The organism is Streptomyces sp. NPDC005374 (genome assembly GCF_042872225.1).
In the GTDB taxonomy this organism is placed as follows: domain Bacteria; phylum Actinomycetota; class Actinomycetes; order Streptomycetales; family Streptomycetaceae; genus Streptomyces.
Genome location: NZ_JBIAKA010000017.1, coordinates 167,523 through 182,698, shown reverse-complemented (window position 1 = coordinate 182,698; position 15,176 = coordinate 167,523). Strand labels below are relative to the sequence as shown.

Annotated in this window: 14 protein-coding genes; all 14 read right to left on the bottom strand. The window is 69.7% G+C overall.

The features are described 5' to 3' along the window. Positions 1–7 precede the first annotated feature (7 nt). The 14 genes from ACFYRX_RS35825 to ACFYRX_RS35760 all read right to left on the bottom strand — a co-directional run bounded on the left by ACFYRX_RS35825 (position 8) and on the right by ACFYRX_RS35760 (position 15,027). Positions 8–1,174, bottom strand: coding sequence for a dienelactone hydrolase family protein (locus tag ACFYRX_RS35825; RefSeq protein WP_389109188.1), 1,167 nt, complete (start codon positions 1,172–1,174; stop codon positions 8–10). After that, complete coding sequence (locus tag ACFYRX_RS35820) at positions 1,161–2,201, bottom strand: pectinesterase family protein (RefSeq protein ID WP_389109185.1); 1,041 nt, start codon at positions 2,199–2,201, stop codon at positions 1,161–1,163. Before ACFYRX_RS35820 ends, ACFYRX_RS35825 begins: the two co-directional genes overlap by 14 nt. A gap of 1 nt (position 2,202) precedes the next feature. Beyond that, positions 2,203–3,333, bottom strand: coding sequence for a pectinesterase family protein (locus ACFYRX_RS35815; RefSeq protein ID WP_389109183.1), 1,131 nt, complete (start codon positions 3,331–3,333; stop codon positions 2,203–2,205). Positions 3,334–3,447: 114 nt separating this feature from the next. After that, a complete protein-coding gene (locus ACFYRX_RS35810; protein WP_389109180.1) occupies positions 3,448–4,767 on the bottom strand; it encodes a polysaccharide lyase family 1 protein in 1,320 nt (439 codons plus the stop codon). A 35-nt stretch (positions 4,768–4,802) separates the two neighbouring features. Then, on the bottom strand, positions 4,803–5,597 hold the full coding sequence (locus ACFYRX_RS35805) for a rhamnogalacturonan acetylesterase (protein WP_389109177.1): 795 nt from the start codon (positions 5,595–5,597) through the stop codon (positions 4,803–4,805). A gap of 92 nt (positions 5,598–5,689) precedes the next feature. Continuing rightward, positions 5,690–7,033 (bottom strand): ABC transporter substrate-binding protein, encoded by a 1,344-nt coding sequence (locus tag ACFYRX_RS35800; RefSeq protein ID WP_389109175.1) that lies wholly within the window; start codon positions 7,031–7,033, stop codon positions 5,690–5,692. Between the two features lie 56 nt (positions 7,034–7,089). Continuing rightward, positions 7,090–9,084: a pectinesterase family protein gene (locus tag ACFYRX_RS35795; RefSeq protein WP_389109172.1), complete on the bottom strand. Its 1,995-nt coding sequence runs from the start codon at positions 9,082–9,084 to the stop codon at positions 7,090–7,092. Positions 9,085–9,117: 33 nt separating this feature from the next. After that, positions 9,118–10,635: a family 43 glycosylhydrolase gene (locus tag ACFYRX_RS35790; RefSeq protein ID WP_389109339.1), complete on the bottom strand. Its 1,518-nt coding sequence runs from the start codon at positions 10,633–10,635 to the stop codon at positions 9,118–9,120. 44 nt (positions 10,636–10,679) lie between these two features. Further along, the gene (locus ACFYRX_RS35785; protein WP_389109169.1) at positions 10,680–11,525 is read right to left on the bottom strand and encodes a PmoA family protein; all 846 of its coding nucleotides are present in this window, start codon (positions 11,523–11,525) and stop codon (positions 10,680–10,682) included. Beyond that, positions 11,522–12,676 carry a Gfo/Idh/MocA family protein gene (locus tag ACFYRX_RS35780; RefSeq protein WP_389109167.1) on the bottom strand — a complete coding sequence of 385 codons (1,155 nt, stop codon included), beginning with the start codon at positions 12,674–12,676 and terminating at the stop codon, positions 11,522–11,524. The genes ACFYRX_RS35785 and ACFYRX_RS35780 overlap by 4 nt, the downstream gene beginning before the upstream one ends. Then, positions 12,673–12,975, bottom strand: a complete 303-nt coding sequence (locus tag ACFYRX_RS35775; RefSeq protein ID WP_389109165.1) for a hypothetical protein — start codon at positions 12,973–12,975, stop codon at positions 12,673–12,675. The genes ACFYRX_RS35780 and ACFYRX_RS35775 overlap by 4 nt, the downstream gene beginning before the upstream one ends. After that, on the bottom strand, positions 12,972–13,202 hold the full coding sequence (locus tag ACFYRX_RS35770) for a hypothetical protein (RefSeq protein WP_389109164.1): 231 nt from the start codon (positions 13,200–13,202) through the stop codon (positions 12,972–12,974). Before ACFYRX_RS35770 ends, ACFYRX_RS35775 begins: the two co-directional genes overlap by 4 nt. Then, a complete protein-coding gene (locus ACFYRX_RS35765; protein ID WP_389109161.1) occupies positions 13,199–14,095 on the bottom strand; it encodes a carbohydrate ABC transporter permease in 897 nt (298 codons plus the stop codon). Before ACFYRX_RS35765 ends, ACFYRX_RS35770 begins: the two co-directional genes overlap by 4 nt. Continuing rightward, positions 14,092–15,027 carry a carbohydrate ABC transporter permease gene (locus tag ACFYRX_RS35760; protein WP_389109159.1) on the bottom strand — a complete coding sequence of 312 codons (936 nt, stop codon included), beginning with the start codon at positions 15,025–15,027 and terminating at the stop codon, positions 14,092–14,094. Before ACFYRX_RS35760 ends, ACFYRX_RS35765 begins: the two co-directional genes overlap by 4 nt. Positions 15,028–15,176 lie beyond the last annotated feature (149 nt).

Here is a 15,176-nt window from a genome sequence, read left to right as displayed (position 1 = left end):
TGGGGAGTCAGAGGACGGTGTCGAGCCAGTGGAAGACCTCGTCCTGCATGCGGTCGACGAAGACATGACCGAGGTCGGGCCAGGTCTGCAGATGCAACCGCTCCTCGGCGTGGCGGGAGTGCCAGACGGCGCGCAGCTTGTCGTGGGCGACCTGTACGCCGTCGGCGGGGAACAGCGGGTCGAGCCCGCCGTTGAGGAAGAGCATCGGCCTGGGTGCGGCGATGCTCGCCACGTCGGGGAAGTCGAGGAACCGGGGAAGCCCGGGGTGGAGCATGTAGTAACTGGACTGCCCGCGCAGGGTGTTGTTGCCGGGCACCATCATTTCCTTGAGGCCGGTCATCCAGCAGACGGACGCCGTGGCCGCGACGCGGTCGGTCAACGCGGCGGTCTGCCAGGCGCGGTAGGCGCCCATGGAGAACCCGACGGCCGCGACCCTGCGGGCGTCCACCCGGTCGAGACCGGCGAGGAAGCCGGCGGCGCGGGCGTCCTCGCGGGCCATGAGTCCGGCGAGCGAGGAGCCGAGGTTGTAGAAGTTGCTGGCCAGGGCCTGCTGTTGGTCGTAGGTGATGGGTCCGCGGTCCCCCCAGCCGAGCGCGTCGGCGCACAGGACGACATAGCCGCGCCGGGCCAGTTCGTCGCCGACGAACCGGCCGCTGAAGTACTTGTCGGCCCAGCCCTGCGCGGAGGCGAGCCGGCTGTCGTCGTACCAGGGCCGGACCAGCTTCTCCTTGCCGATGTCGAACTTCGCCCCGTGGTCGTGGAGAAGCAGCACGGCGGGGAACGGGCCCGGGCCCCGCGGGGTGAGCAGGGCGGCGCGGACGCGTTCGTGACGGGTCAGGGAGAGGGTCACCAACTCCCGTGTGAAGCGGTCGGCTTGGGATCTGCCGCCGAACTCGGGTGCGTACGGGGTCCCGTCCTCGCGGTCGACGAGGAGGTGGTCCTCGACCACCGCCCTCGCTCGGGCCCGCCAGGCCCTGAAGTCGCGGATCGGTGAACGTCCCCAGGCGAGCGGGAAGTTCAGCTCCTGCTTGAGTGCCGGGTGGAAGTCGGGCAGCGGGCCGTCCACGACCCCGGCCTCCGCGGGGCTCACCGCGGCTCCGGCCAGCATGGCCGCTCCGGCGCCCGCGACGAACGCCCGCCTGCCGACCGGGCCCCTCGGGTCACGGACGCCCATAGGGCCTCCAGTCCCCGAGATAGCTCCGCCGGGTGTGCGCGGCGGCCTCCGCGGGGGTCAGCTGCGGCCGGTTCTCCGGGACCGGAATCACCGCGCCGGGACCGGAGTTGGCGTACTCCGCGAAGCGCATGGTCTGCCAGGGGTAGGCCTCGCGCATGTTGGTGTAGGGCGCCACCGGGTCGATCCCGGGACCTATCCGGGAGTTCCGGACGACGAGGGACGGCCAGGCGGTCGTCTCGTACGACGGCACCCAGGGCCGCGCCAGTTTGTACGCCCCGTCCTCGGCACCGGAGGTGATGCGGGAGCGGACGGCGAGGATGCCGTGGGGGTTGGCGCGGGCGGTGGAGGGGGCGAAGACCATGCCCTTGGGGGTGAAGCCCACGTCCCGCTGCAGGGTGTGGAAGCGGCAGTCCTCGAAGACGGCGGTGGCCCGGCCGAAGACGAAGTCGACGTCTCCCTCGATGTAGCAGTGGCGGAAGTACTGCCGGTCGAAGGAGGTGAGCGCGGTCGTCTCGACGAAGAGGGTGTCCTGGTGGGCGAGGAGGCGGACGTTCTCGAAGTGGGTGCGGTCGCCGTAGGTGTAGGCCGCCACCGCCTGGGTGCCGGTGATGTCGGGGTGGTCGGCGCGCAGCCAGTCGTTGGCCAGGGTGAGGTCGCGGACGGTGAGGCCGGGGGCCGCGGAGGTGAAGGTGGCGGAGCCCGCGGTGCCGTAGGTGCCCGAACCGTCGGGCTTCTGGGTGCCGTTGGCGTTGTCGTACACGATGACCACGTCACGGGGGTCGCGGGTGGCACCGCGTACCGTCAACTCGGCGGCGGAGGCAGGGATGTTGACGACCTCGCGGTAGGTGCCCGGGTGCACGACGATGGTCCGGCCGGGGCCGGTGACCGCGTTCACGGCGGCCTGGACGGAGTCACCGGGGCGGACGTGCAGGACCTGGTGGGCGCCGGTGGCGAAGGCCGGTGTGGCGCCGGCTCCCGCGACGGCAAGGCCCATGCCCGCTGCGAGAAGTGTGCGTCTGCGAAGCATCTCAGCACGTCTCCTTCCACGGCTGCCAGTCGCCGAGGTAGGCCTCCCGGGTCGCCGACCCGGCCTGCTCGCGGGTGAGTTGGGGCCGGTTCTCCGGGACCGTGATCCGCGCGCCGGGGCCGGTGTTGCGGTACTCGGCGAAACGCTGGTTCTGCCAGGGGAAGGCGTCCGACATGTTGGTGTAGGGGGCGACCGCGTCGATGCCGGGGCCAAGGCGGGTGTCCCGGACCACGAGCGAGGGACGGGCCGTGGTGTCGGAGCTCGGGACCCAGGGGCGGGCCAGCTTGTAGGAGCCGTCCGGGGCCTCGCTGCTGACACGGCTCCCGGTGACGAGGTAGCCGAGCGGGTTGGCGCCCGCCGTGGAGGGCGCGAAGACGAAGCCGTACGGCGCCGCCGCCAGGTCGGTCCGGTTCAGGGTCCGGAAGTGGCAGTCGTCGTAGACGGCCGTGGCCCGCCCGAAGACGAAGTCGACGTCTCCTTCGGCGTAGCAGTGCGCGAAGTACTGGCGGGCGAAGGAGGTCAGGGCGGTCGAGTCGGCGTACAGGGTGTCCTGGTGGCCGAGGAAGCGGCAGTGGTGGAAGGCGGAACGGTCGCCCTGGACCTTGATGGCGACGGCCTGGGTGCCGGTGATGTCGGGATGGTCGGCGCGCAGCCAGTCGTTGGCGAAGGTGATCCAGCGGGCGGTGAACCCGGCCGCCTGCACGGTCGTGGTGGCCGATCCGGTGGTGCCGTAGGTGCCGCCGCCGGGCTTCGGGGTACCGGCCGCGTTGTCGAAGACGATCACGACGTCCCGGGGGTCCTCGGAGGCGCCGATCCAGGTCGCCTCGGTGCGGGTGGCGTCGAGCGCGACGGTCTCCCGGTAGGTGCCGGGGGCGAGGACCAGTGTCCAGCCGCTGCCGGTGGCGGCGGTGACGGCGTCCTTGACGGTGGTGTGGTCACCGCGGCCCCGCGGGTCGACGTAGAGCGTCTGCGGGGTGAGCCGGGCGTCCGGTGATCCGAAGCGGCCGAACGGGCGTCTGCCGGAGGAAGCGGACGCGGGGGCCGCCGTCAGGGCGAGCGCGGCTGCCGCTCCGGTGCTCGCGAGCAGGAAGCCCCTTCTGTTCAGGGGGAGTCGGGTGTGGGGCGAGGACATGCGGGTGCTCCTTGGAAACGCGGCTCAGTGGTGGGGTGCCTCGCGTGGGGGGTGCGGTGGGGTGGCCGGGGCGGCCGCTGGATTCCGCCCCGGCCGGTCTGGGGGTGGGGCGTGTCAGCAGATGCGTCCGGCGCCCGCGCCGCGGTCGACGATCCCCGGGACCTTCTTCGCCGGGTCGATCTTCGTGCGCAGGGTGGGTGTCCAGCCCGCGCCGGACGGAAGGGTCTCGGCGGGGATCTCCGCGTTGTGGACGGCGATCAGGTCGGTGGGCGTGCCGTTGACGTAGTTGTCGGCGGCGGTGAGCGGCGAGACGTTCCACCGCTTGAGCACCTTGCCCGCGCTGACGCCCGTCGGCAGGGTGAACGCGTTGTGCTCGGCGACGAGTTGGGACTCCTTGCCGATGCCGAAGCTGTAGGCGTAGTCGTCGTTCGCCACGAAGTGGTTGTTGTAGGAGTCGACCTGCCCGAAGCGGACGCGGGGTGCGCGCTCCACGAGGTCCGAGAACAGGTTGTGGTGGAAGGTGACCTTGAGCTTGCCCCGGTCCCCCACTGCCGTGGACTCGCTGTCGCTGTTGCCGATCAGGATCGTCTTGTCGTGGTCGGTGAAGACGTTCCAGGAGGCGGTGACGTAGTTCGCGCCGCGGACGATGTCCAGCTCGCCGTCGTGCTGCTGGTAGAGCATGCCGAAGTAGGTCGGCGCGGCGCTGTCGGGGTGGGTTCCGTCGGTGAACGTGTTGTGGTCCAGCCACACATGGGTGGAGCCGTAGACGACGGCGGTGTCGTACTCGGAGTTCCAGTTGCCCTTGTCGCCGTCGGTCGGGTCCCACTGCGGGAAGCAGTCGATGGGGCTCTCGAAGGTGAGGTTGCGGACGATGACGTTGTCGACGGCCTTGATCTGCAGGCTGGCGCCCTTGAACCCGGCGTTCTTGCCGACGCCGATGATCGTGGTGTTGGCCGGGACGTTCGCCTTGATGGTCTGGTCCTGGTTGGCGGCGGAGACCCGGCGCAGCCCCTCGGGGCTGTCGGCGGGCTCGGCGCTCAGGTCGGTGTCCAGGCCCCAGGCCTCGGGCGAGTACTTCGCCAGGTAGGCGTCGAAGTCGTAGCCGGGTGCGGCGAGCGAGTCGCAGCCCTCGGAGACGGCGTCGATGGTCCCCTTCACCTTGATGATCTTCGGCGCGGTGCCGCCGGCGGCGAGGGCGGCCTTGAATCCGGCCCAGTCGGTGACGGTGTAGACGTGGGCGGCGTCGGCGGCGTCGCCCCCGGTGGTGCCGGTGCCGTCGGAGCCCCAGCCGTCGCCGGCGGCGAGGGCCTCGCGGGTCACGTCGTGCCCCTTGGCCTGGGCGGTGGTGCCGGTGACCGTGAGGACCAGGGCGGCGCAACCCGCCACGACCATCGCCTTTGTCATGACATGCTCATGCCATATTCGTGTGTTCATTGTGCGGCTCTCTTTCGACTGCGAAGAAGGAGGTGTCAGACAGTGGCCGGCGACGGCCAGGTGATCCACGACTCCGGGATCCGGGCGTCGAGCCGGCACACGTCCCGGGGTGCCAGCACCCGGTGCCGCAGCAGTTCACGGGCGACCAGACGCGCCACCGCGATGGCACCGGGCGGGTTGAAGTGCGTGTTGTCCTGCTCGGTGTCGGTCCAGTTGAAGTACTTCTTGGTCTCCTCGACCCCGAGCTTCTGCCACAGCGCGAGCGACAGCGCCTGGATGTCGAGCAGCGCGACGCCTTCCTCGGCGGCGAGCGCCCGCATCGCGGCGGGGTACTCCCCATGGGTCGGCACGGCGTTGCCGCTCGCGTCGAACTTCCGCCGCTCGACGGGGGTGGCGAGCACCGGCCGGGCACCCTTGGCGCGGGCACCGTCGATGTACAGGCGCAGGTAGTCCTGGTACGTCGTCCAGGGCTCGGTGTACCGGGTCGGGTCGGCGGTCTTCTCGTCGTTGTGCGCGAACTGGATCAGCAGGAAGTCACCGGGGCCGATCGACCCGAGAACGACGTCCAGTCGCCCCTCGTCGACGAACGACTTCGAACTCCGCCCGTTGACCGCGTGATTGGCGACGGACAGATCCTTGCGCAGAAAGAAGGGGAGCGCCATTCCCCACCCGGTTTCAGGGGCGGCGTCGGAGTATTTCTGGGCGGCGGTGGAATCACCGGCGATGTAAAGGGTGCGCTGTCCTCTGGCTTGAGCAGTACCGGTCGCGCTGAAAGCGACGGGCACGGCGGCAAGAGCCGCCACGGTGATCTGTCTACGTGTGAGGGACAACTTGGTTAACCTCTCTTACCTGGGGGCGCGGGGAACTGCGCGACCGACCACAACCGGCCGGCAGCTCCCCACAACCGAAACCACCCGAGCTGTCAGCCGTTCTGTTCCTTCCATTCGGCCTGAGCCGTGTTCAGCTGGTCGGCCATGGTGTCCAGGAAGTCCTTCGCACTCATGTCCCCCAGCAGCACCTTCTGGAAGTTCGGCTCGTTGTCGGCCTTGGAGATCGTGTTCCAGTCAGGCAGGTAGTACGGCAGCTGAACGATGCTGGTGGACCCGTCGGTCAGCGCGGCCGCGGCCAACTTCGTGGGCTCCGCCTCCGCGATCCACGAGTCCTTGGCAGCGTCGTTGTTCGACGGCACCTGTCCGGCCGACTTGTTGAACTTCGAGTTCTCCGCTTTCGAGGTCGCGAACTCGATGAACTTCCAGGCGGCGTCCTTGTTCTTCGAGCTCTTGAACACCCCCAGCCCGTCAACAGGGTTGGAGACCTGGACCCGCTTGCCGTTCGCGCCGATCGGCTGCGGAATGCCCCGGAACTTGTCGGCACCGAGCGCCTTCACATGGTCCTGGTAGGACCCCAGGTTGTGGTTCAGCATTCCGATCGTGCCGGAGTCCCACTGCGCGACCATCTTGGTGAAGTCGTTGTTGAGGTCGGCCGCCGGGGTGTCCTTCTTGTACAGCGCCGCGTACTTCTCCAGCGCCGCCACGTTCTTCGGGTCGTTGAGGGTGGTCTTGTCGCCGTTCCAGAACGAGGTGATCCCGCTCTGTCCGTACGAGGCGTCCAGGGCCTGGGCGATGGACCCGGCTCCACCGCGGATGGTGTACCCGAACTTGTTCTTCTTGGCGTCGGTGAGCTTCGCCGCCGCGTCGTAGAACTTCTCCCAGGTCGTCGGCTCGTCGAGGCCGGCCGCCTTGAACAGGTCGGTCCGGTAGTAGAGCACACCGTTGTTGGCGGAGGTCGGGATCGAGTACAGGGTCCCGTCACCGCCCCCGGCCGCCTTCAGCGACTCGACCATGTTCTCGTTGAGCTTGCCGTTCAGGGAGGACTTGGCGAGGCGGTCGTCCAGCGGCTCCAGCGCGTTCTGCGCGGAGAACCCGGCGAGCATGGCCGCACCGACGCCACCGACGTCCGGCAGGCCGCCGCCCTGGATGGCGGTGTCGACCTTGGACTGGTACTCGGTGGAGGCGATGCCGACGTACTCGACCTTGATGTCGGGGTTCGCCTTCTGGAACTCGGCGATGACCTCCTTCCAGACGTCGGTGCGCACACCGCCGTTGTTGTCCCAGAAGACGATCTTTCCCTTGCCGCTGCCCTCGTCGCCCTTGTCACCGCCGGACCCGCTGCCGTCGTCACCGCAGGCGGTGGCGGTCAGCGCCAGGACGGACCCGAGGGCGACGGCTATGGCAGCGCGCCTGCTTCTGCGGATGCTGATCTTCATTGGTCGGCTCTCTTCTTCTTCTGGTTCCAGCGGAGAAATGAAGTTGTGGGGGGAAGTCAGTGGCGGGCGTACGGGGCCCAGCCGTCCGTGCCCTTGAGGTGGTTCGCGACGGTGTACGACCTGGCGTCGGCGTCGCTCAGCTGCGGACGGTCCGCGGTCGGGACCGCGCCGGGGCCGGAGTTGCGGTACTCGGCGAATCGCGCGTCCTTCCACGAGAAGCCGCTCATGTCGGTCCACGGTGCGGACTTCACGGCCGCCGGCAGCTCGGTGTCCCGGATCAACACCTGTGCCACGGCGGCGGGTTCACCGCCGGGATGCCAGGGCCGTCCCAGGTGGAAGGACTGGTCCGGCGCGTCACTCACGACTTTCGAGCGGGTGATCAGGAACCCGTGGGGATTGCCCGTCCAGGTCGAAGCGGCCGTCATATAGCCGTTGTTGGTGGCGGAACCCCGGCTCAGCAGCCGGATCACGGACCGCTCCACGACGGTGCTCGCCCGGCCGTAGAGGAAGTCGACATCGCCCTCGAGATACGAGTCCCGGATGTAGACCCGGCTGATCACGTCCAGCTTGGGGCTGTCGGTCATCAAAGTGTCCTGGTTGCCCAGGAAGGCGGTGTCCTCGAAGACGATCCGGTCGCCGGTCGTCTTCATGGCGAGGGCCTGTTCGCCCTTCAGCTCGACCGCGGCCTCGTCGAAGTCGTTGCTGAAGGTGAGATGGCGGGCGGTGACGTCGTTCGCGGCAATCCGGACCGTCGCGCTGCCCGTCGAACCGCCGTACTCGGCAGGTGTGTCGAAGACGATGACGGTGTCGGACCGGTCGTGTCCGGTGCCCTGCAGCACGATGTTCGGCTTGGTCGCGGGGATGTACACCTTGGCGCGGTAGGTGCCCGGCGCGACGGCGATCGTCACCGGCACGGTGTTGCCGTCGGGCACCGCGTCCACGGCGGCCTGCACGGTCGGGTGGTCGCCGGGGACGTGCAGGGTCACGCCGATCCGCTTCTGCGGCCCGGAGAACCGGGACACCAGTGCGGGCACCGCGGCCGCGGGATCGAGCCGGTAGTCGTAGAACGACCGCGGGTCAAAGGCCGTACCCCACGCGTCCGTTCGCCCGCTCGTGTTCTTCAGGACCGACCCGCGCTGCACCAACTCGGCGGTGGCGTCGGCCTGGTAGGGATGCCGGACCCCGTCGTAGTAGCTGTTCTCGATGACCATCTTCGTCCTGCCGCGCGACCAGTTGCCGTACGTCCACACCGGGTCCTCGTCGACGACCTGTGCCGAGAGGTAGTTGTTGTAGAGGTGTGCGTAGGCGCAGTTGTCGGCGGAGGGGTTGCGCTGCTTGGTCCCCGTGAACCAGTTGTGGTCGATGGTGATCTGGGTCAGCACATTGGTGGTCCAGCCGATCCCGAACGCCTTGTTGTGGTTCCGGAACCGGTTGTAGGAAACGGTGATGTACTGGCTGTCCTTGCGGATGTCGAGCAGTCCGTCGCCCATGTGCTCGAAGGTGTTGTGGTCGATCCAGACGTGGTCGGCCGTGTCCATCTGGATGGCGTCGAAGTCGGTGGTCTTGCCGTCCCAGTCGCCCTCGACGTACGAGTCGCGGATGGTCATGTTGCGGATGATCACGTTGTGCGTGCCGGGATTCAGATGCAGCTCGCCGTGGACGATCTCGCCGGTGTCCCCGACGCCGATGATCGTCTTGTCGGAGCCGACCACGATGTCGGAGCCGAACGGCTCGACGGCGATCGCGCCCGAGACCCGTATGACATACGGCTCCTCCGCGGCCGCGTAAGCGGCGAGCGAGGCCTGGTCGGTGACCGTGACGACCTTGCCGCTGGCGCCTCCGGTGGTGCCGCCGGCGAGGGAGGCGAAGCCGTGCGGGCGGTCGTCGAAACGGTCCGCGGAGGCCGGGGCCCCGGACACCGATGCCACGGAGGCCGCCCTCGCTTCTCCGGCCGCCCCGAGACCTAAGGCGGCCACGAGGCCGAGCACCGCGGCCACGACTCTGCCGTACCCCGGTCTCTGCAAGCGCTTGCTATGAAGGTGCTGCGTCATTGCGGCTCCCAACAGGCTTACGTGTTCGGTGCGTTACAGGTGGTCGATCCTGAAGTGCGAGAAGGTTGCCGCGCCGGCGTGTCCTCCTCCGACGGGTGCGAGCGCGAACAGGCCGAGCAGAGCTCCGACCCAGCGCCAGGGGGTGGCGGCGAAGACGGGTCCGCAGGGGCGCGGGCCGTCTCCGACGTCGTAGAAGAAGCGACAGCGCGCCCCGGATCCGATCTCGATCCGCAGCCGTGCCTTTCCGGCGGGGGCGGGACGCGGATGGTCGGCGTCCCGTTCCTGCTCGGCGACGCCCTCGGCGAACCGGTGCACGAAGTGGACGGCTCCGTCGGCCCCGCGCTGGAGCCCGATCCAGCTGAAGGCGTCGCCGAGGACCGTGAGTCCGGCGCGGGCCCCCGGTTCCTCGCTGTGCAATTGCAGTTCCACCTCGACCGCCGCCGGCGTGCCGGGCAGCCGCTGGGTGAGGACGTTCGGCAGCTTGCGCAGGTCGTGCGCGTCGGCCGAGCGGACGCAGGCCAGCCGCAGTCCGTCACCGGAGTGCTGGGTGGCCCAGCCGTGCTGCGGGTTCGCGGTCCACTGCCACTGGCGGCCGAAGCGTCCGCCGGGGAAGTCGTCGTCGGTGGCGGGCGCGGCGGGCGGCTGCGGGGGCAGGTCCGGCATCGCGTGCGCCGCGACGGGGGCGCCGTCCTCGCCGAGCACCGGCCAGTTGTCGGGACCCCAGCGCATGGGCTGGAGGTGGACGACCCTGCCGTAGGCGCCCTTCTGCTGGAAGTGCAGGAACCAGTCCTGGCCGGACGGGGTGCGCACCCAGCCGCCCTGGTGGGGGCCGTTGACGTCGGTGTCCCGCTGCTCCAGGACCACCTTCTCCTCGTAGGGCCCGAAGAACCCGCGTGAGCGGAAGGCGCCCTGCCAGCCGGTCTCGACCCCACCCGCCGGGGCGAAGATCCAGAACCAGCCGTCGTGCCGGTAGAGCTTGGGGCCCTCGAGGGTGAACCAGCCGGGGATCCGGTCGCCGTCGACGATCACCTTGCCCTCGTCGAGGAGTTCACGGCCGTCGAGGTCCATCCGGTACCCGGTGAGCCGGTTCTTGACGCCGGAGCGGGACTTGGCCCAGGCGTGCACGAGATAGGCCTCGCCGGTCTCCTCGTCCCACAGCGGGCAGGGGTCGATCAGCCCCTTGCCCGGCTTGAGGAGGTGCGGGCGGGTCCAAGGGCCCCTGATCTCAGGGGCGTTGATCTGGAAGATGCCCTGGTCGGGGTCGCCCCAGAAGATCCAGAACCGTTCGTCGTGATACCGGAGCGAGGGGGCCCAGACCCCGCAGTCGTGCCGGGGCCTGGTGAACTCCCCTGCCGGTTCCAGGCGTTGGAGGGCGTGGCCGATCAGGTTCCAGTTGACCAGGTCACGGGAGTGCAGCAGGGGCAGGCCCGGGACGCGGCCGAAGCTGGAGGCGGTGAGGTAGAAGTCGTCGCCGACGCGGATGACGTCCGGGTCGGACCAGTCGGCGTTCAGGACCGGGTTCGTGTACGTCGGAGGAAGGGACGGGTTCAGGTCCCTCTCAGGGTCTGTCTCCGGCAGGATCGGGTCCGGGTACGTCACTGGCTGACCGCCTTCCGCACCAGGGCCGCCGCCTCGAGCCGCGTCAGGCGTCCGTCGGCGACGACGGTGACGATCCGCCGTACGGCGGTCTCGCCCGCCGGCACGGTCAGCCGTTCCTCGGACGCCAGCGAGGAGCCGACTCCCGGGTACTCGTCGGCACGCACGAACCAGGGGTCGCGCCGGGTCCGGTCGGTGGCCCCGGCGAAGACGAGGGTCCAGGCGCTGCCGGCGAGGGCGACCCAGTCGGCGCGGGTGCCGTGGACCGCGGCCTCGCCCTCGCGGTCGGTGGTGAAGACGTCCGGCGTCTCCTTCTCCTTCCGGGCCCGCCAGAAGAACCCGCCGTAGGCCGCGCCCGGGCGCCCGTTGGTGGCCGGGCTGCCGATCGTCACAGGGTCCGGGGTCACGTTGGTGAGGGAGAAGGTGAAGTCCAACGCCCAGGCGGCAGCGGTCAGTTCGGTGGCGGCGACGGTACGGCGCTCGCGCAGCAGCTCGGCTCCCGCGGCCACCCAGCGCAGCTCCTCCACGAAGCCGTCCGGGTCGCGGAGCTGGAAGGAACTGTGGCGCTGGGCACCGTGGTTGTCTAGCTCGGTCGGGCCCTGGTCGCGGACGTAGGTGCGGCCGCCCCAGAAGTTGTGCCCCTCGACGTCGGGAACGGCGACACCGACGCCGAGGTGGTGGATGTGGTCGGCGGGGCTGAGTTCGGTGACCGCCGTGCCGGCCAGGGTGGTGACGGGGTGCAGATAGGGGCGCGGGGAGAGCTGCTCGGGCAGCTCGGGCCGGGTGACGTAGCGGCCGACCGGGCGGCCCGCGACACGCAGGACCGGGGAGTCCGGGGTCGTCATGTGCTCACCTCGTTCGCGTCATGTGGCGGGGCCCAGTCGGCGCCCAGCTCGGAGTACAGGGCGAGGGTGTCGGCGGCGGCCTCGACGAGCCCGTCGATGCCGGGGACGACCCGGCGGTCCTCGTCGGGGAGCAGCTGCCAGGCCGTGGCGGGCAGCGGGGCCGGGTCCGGGGCCAGCCGGATCGCCTCGACGACCTTCATGAAGGCGCCGGTCACGTCCGGGACGACCAGGAGGCCGGTGCCGTCGGTGAGGTGGTCGACCAGGTTCTCCAACAGGTCGGTGCGGCCGTACTGGTACTCCTCGGGGCCGTGGCCGGCCCGCTGGAGCAGTACGCGGTCCTGCTTGTACCAGTAGGTGATCCGGCCGCGGTCGCCGTGCACGACGACGTACGGCTCGCCGGGGTCCTCGGCGCACAGGGTCACCGCGACGGTGACCCTGAGACCGGTCGCGGTGGTGACGCGGACGCAGGAGGTGTCGTCGGACTCGATGTCGTTGGCGCGCAGCAGCTCGGTCTCGATGCGGGCCACGTCCTCGGCGCGGCTCGCGTCGCCCAGGGCCAGCGCGGTGGCGACGGCGTGTGCGAGGGGGTTGGTCAGCGCGCCGTCGATGACGTCGACGCCGTTCATCCGCCGCCTGCCCGCCCAGGGCGCACGCCGGTAGTACGCCTCGGCACGCGCCCAGGCACCGGCGCCGCCGATCCCGGTCAGCTCGCCGATCGCGCCCTCCTCGACCAGCTCGCGGATCGCGGGCACGGCGTGCGAGCCCAGCGACTGGAAGCCGATCTGGCAGGCGACACCGGCCGCGGCGACCCCGTCGGCCATGCGGCGGAACTCGGCGTAGGAGGGGGCGGGGGGCTTCTCCAGCAGGATGTGCACACCCCGCTGGGCCGCCACGAGCGCCAGGTCCGTGTGCGTCGGGATCGGTGTGCAGATCACGGCGATCCGGGCGCCGGTCGAGTCGAGGAGTGCGCCGAAGTCGGCGGACTGCTCGGGCGTGCCGAGGCCCTCGGGGAGCTCGTCGCCGGTCAGCGGGGTCAGCTCGCAGATCCCCGCCAGCCGCACGATCCCCTTGTCCTGCAGCCGTCGGATGTTCTCCAGGTGCCAGCGGCCGTGGCCGCGCGCGCCCGCCAGGACGATGTCTACGGTGCTCATGGGGTCCTCCCTGCGCCTGCGCCGCGCGCCACCTGTCGGTCGGCCGCCTCGGCGCTGTCGATCTTTGTGTGCAGGGTAGGCGGCCGGCCGACGTCCGCCGTGAGATCGCGCTCGCTGCCGGAGTTGTAGGCGTTGTGGAGGGCGAGTAGCTCCACCGGACAGCCTCCCCCAGACTCCGTCCGGGGGGACCCCCAGAGGGTGCCGTTCCAGCTTTTGACGAGGTCGGCGGCCTCGATGCCCGAGGGCTTCGCCGGAACACGGCCCTCGGCGTGGAGCAGGGCGGTTTGACGGAACCTCATGTCCTCGCCCCCTCGCCGGAGCCGGGGAACGACCGGCTGCGCACACCCGCGGTCCGGTGCACGAACGCGTCCGCGCCACCACGGCCGACCGGCACTGCGGCCCCGTCGGACACCCGGGCGTCGCCCACCCCCAGCAGGACGCGGCCGACGGCGCGCCCCTCGGCGCGTACGACGACACCCAGCAGGCCGAGCACCATGCCGCCCAGGGCGATCCGACGGAGGCTCATCCCTTCACCGCCCCCGCGCTGAAGCCGGTGATCAGCCACTTCTGGATGAAGGCGAACACGATCACCACGGGGACGGCCGCGATGATGCCGCCCGCCGCGAGGGCGCCGAGGTCGACGCTGTCCGCGCTCATCAGGGTGTTGAGGCCGACCGGGATCGTCTGCTTGTCCTGGTTGTTGAGGAACATCAGGGCGAACAGGAAGTGGTTCCAGGAGTGCACGAAGGCGAAGGAGCCGACCGCGATCAGACCGGGCCGCAGCAGCGGGAGCACGACGATCCGGAACGCCGTCAGGCGGTTGCAGCCGTCGACCCAGGCCGCCTCCTCCAGGGTGTACGGCACGTTCTTGATGAAGTTGCTGATGAGGATCATCGACAGCGGCAGCTGGAAGACCGTCTCGGCGATGATGACGCTGGTCAGGGAGTTGATCATCTTCAGTTCGGCGAAGATCTCGAACAGCGGCACAAGGAGCAGCGCGCCCGGCACGAACTGGGAGCACAGCAGGGCCAGCATGAAGGCGTTCTTGACCTTGAAGTCGAACCGGGCGAGGGCGTATCCGCCGGCCAGGGCGACGAGCGTCGTCATCACCAGGGTGGCGAGGCCGACGTACACGCTGTTCTCGAAGTAGGTGCCGAACGACCGCTCCGTCCACACCTTCTCGAAGTGGTCGAAGGTGATCGGCCAGGGCACGAGCGAGGTCGAGCCGGCCGGGCGCAGCGCGAAGAGCAGGATCCAGTAGAAGGGGATGAGCGTGAAGACGAGGTAGATCGACAGCGGTGTGTAGATCTGCCAGCGGGGGGCCTCGTCCCAGGCGCGGCGGTGCTTCACCGGGCGGGGTGCCTCAGGGGTGTCCCGCACGGGCGGGGGCGCGACCTCGGTGGCTTCCTTGGTGATCACTTGGAACCGCCTCCGAACTTGCTCAGCCGCAGATAGACCATCGAGCAGAAGAGCAGGATCACGAACGCGACCGTGGTCAGGGCGGACGCGTAGCCGAAGTTGTGGGCGTCGACGCTGGTGTTGGCGATGTAGAGCGGGAGAGTGGTGGTCTCCCCCGCCGGGCCGCCGCCGGTGAGCGTGTAGAGCAGGTCGACGTTGTTGAACTCCCACACCGCGCGCAGCAGCGTGGACAGGATGATCGCGTCCTTGAGGTGGGGCAGCGTGATGTGCCAGAACTGCTTGATCTTGCTGGCCCCGTCGACCTCGGCGGCCTCGTACAGGTCCTTCGAGACGGACTGCAGGTCGGCGAGGATGAGGATCGCGAAGAAGGGGACACCGCGCCACAGGTCGGCGACGACCGCCGCCGAGAAGACGGTGGAGGTGTCCGAGAGCCAGCTGGTGCCGTAGGAGCCGATACCCATGTCGGCGAGGTAACGGGTGACGCCCGTCTGGGAGTTGTAGAGGAGCACCCAGATCGCGGAGGTCAGCACGCCGGAGACGGCCCACGGGGAGAAGACGAGCGCGCGGCCCATCGACCGGCCCACGAAGGTCTGGTTGACGATCAGCGCGAGTGCCAGGCCGAACAGCAACTGGAGTCCGACCTCGACGAAGACCCACTTGGCGCTGAAGGTCAGCGTGTCCCAGAACTGCGGGTCCTTGGTGAAGATCTGGACGAAGTTGTCGAAGCCCGCGTACCCGTTCCGCCACGGCTTGGTGGGGTTGTAGTTCTGGAGGCTGTAGTAGAAGACGCTGATGACCGGGTAGGCGATGAAGCCCAGCATCAGCAGGGCCGCCGGCGCGATCAGCAGGTACGGCAGCCTGCGCGGTGTGGCGGAGGCACGGCGTCGCCGGGGTGGCGCGGGCGGTTTCGCCACGGCTGCGGCTTGGGCCATGACAGGGGCTCCGTTCTCGGTACGTCGTACGGGAAGCGCTTTCTCGTTGAGCAGGGGTCCGCCCGGTTCTCGCGGTACGGGGTGCCTCTTGCTGCTGTGTGGCGGGTGCGGGTGCGTTGTGGCTTGTCGCGCAGTTCCCCGCGCCCCTA

Bases quoted from the DNA above. Each gene is read 5' to 3' on its own strand.
- ACFYRX_RS35770 (WP_389109164.1), bottom strand. From the start codon at position 13,202: ATGAGCCTCCGTCGGATCGCCCTGGGCGGCATGGTGCTCGGCCTGCTG.
- ACFYRX_RS35775 (WP_389109165.1), bottom strand. From the start codon at position 12,975: ATGAGGTTCCGTCAAACCGCCCTGCTCCACGCCGAGGGCCGTGTTCCG.
- ACFYRX_RS35800 (WP_389109175.1), bottom strand. From the start codon at position 7,033: ATGAAGATCAGCATCCGCAGAAGCAGGCGCGCTGCCATAGCCGTCGCC.
- ACFYRX_RS35820 (WP_389109185.1), bottom strand. From the start codon at position 2,201: ATGCTTCGCAGACGCACACTTCTCGCAGCGGGCATGGGCCTTGCCGTC.
- ACFYRX_RS35810 (WP_389109180.1), bottom strand. From the start codon at position 4,767: ATGAACACACGAATATGGCATGAGCATGTCATGACAAAGGCGATGGTC.
- ACFYRX_RS35780 (WP_389109167.1), bottom strand. From the start codon at position 12,676: ATGAGCACCGTAGACATCGTCCTGGCGGGCGCGCGCGGCCACGGCCGC.
- ACFYRX_RS35760 (WP_389109159.1), bottom strand. From the start codon at position 15,027: ATGGCCCAAGCCGCAGCCGTGGCGAAACCGCCCGCGCCACCCCGGCGA.
- ACFYRX_RS35785 (WP_389109169.1), bottom strand. From the start codon at position 11,525: ATGACGACCCCGGACTCCCCGGTCCTGCGTGTCGCGGGCCGCCCGGTC.
- ACFYRX_RS35825 (WP_389109188.1), bottom strand. From the start codon at position 1,174: ATGGGCGTCCGTGACCCGAGGGGCCCGGTCGGCAGGCGGGCGTTCGTC.
- ACFYRX_RS35815 (WP_389109183.1), bottom strand. From the start codon at position 3,333: ATGTCCTCGCCCCACACCCGACTCCCCCTGAACAGAAGGGGCTTCCTG.
- ACFYRX_RS35795 (WP_389109172.1), bottom strand. From the start codon at position 9,084: ATGACGCAGCACCTTCATAGCAAGCGCTTGCAGAGACCGGGGTACGGC.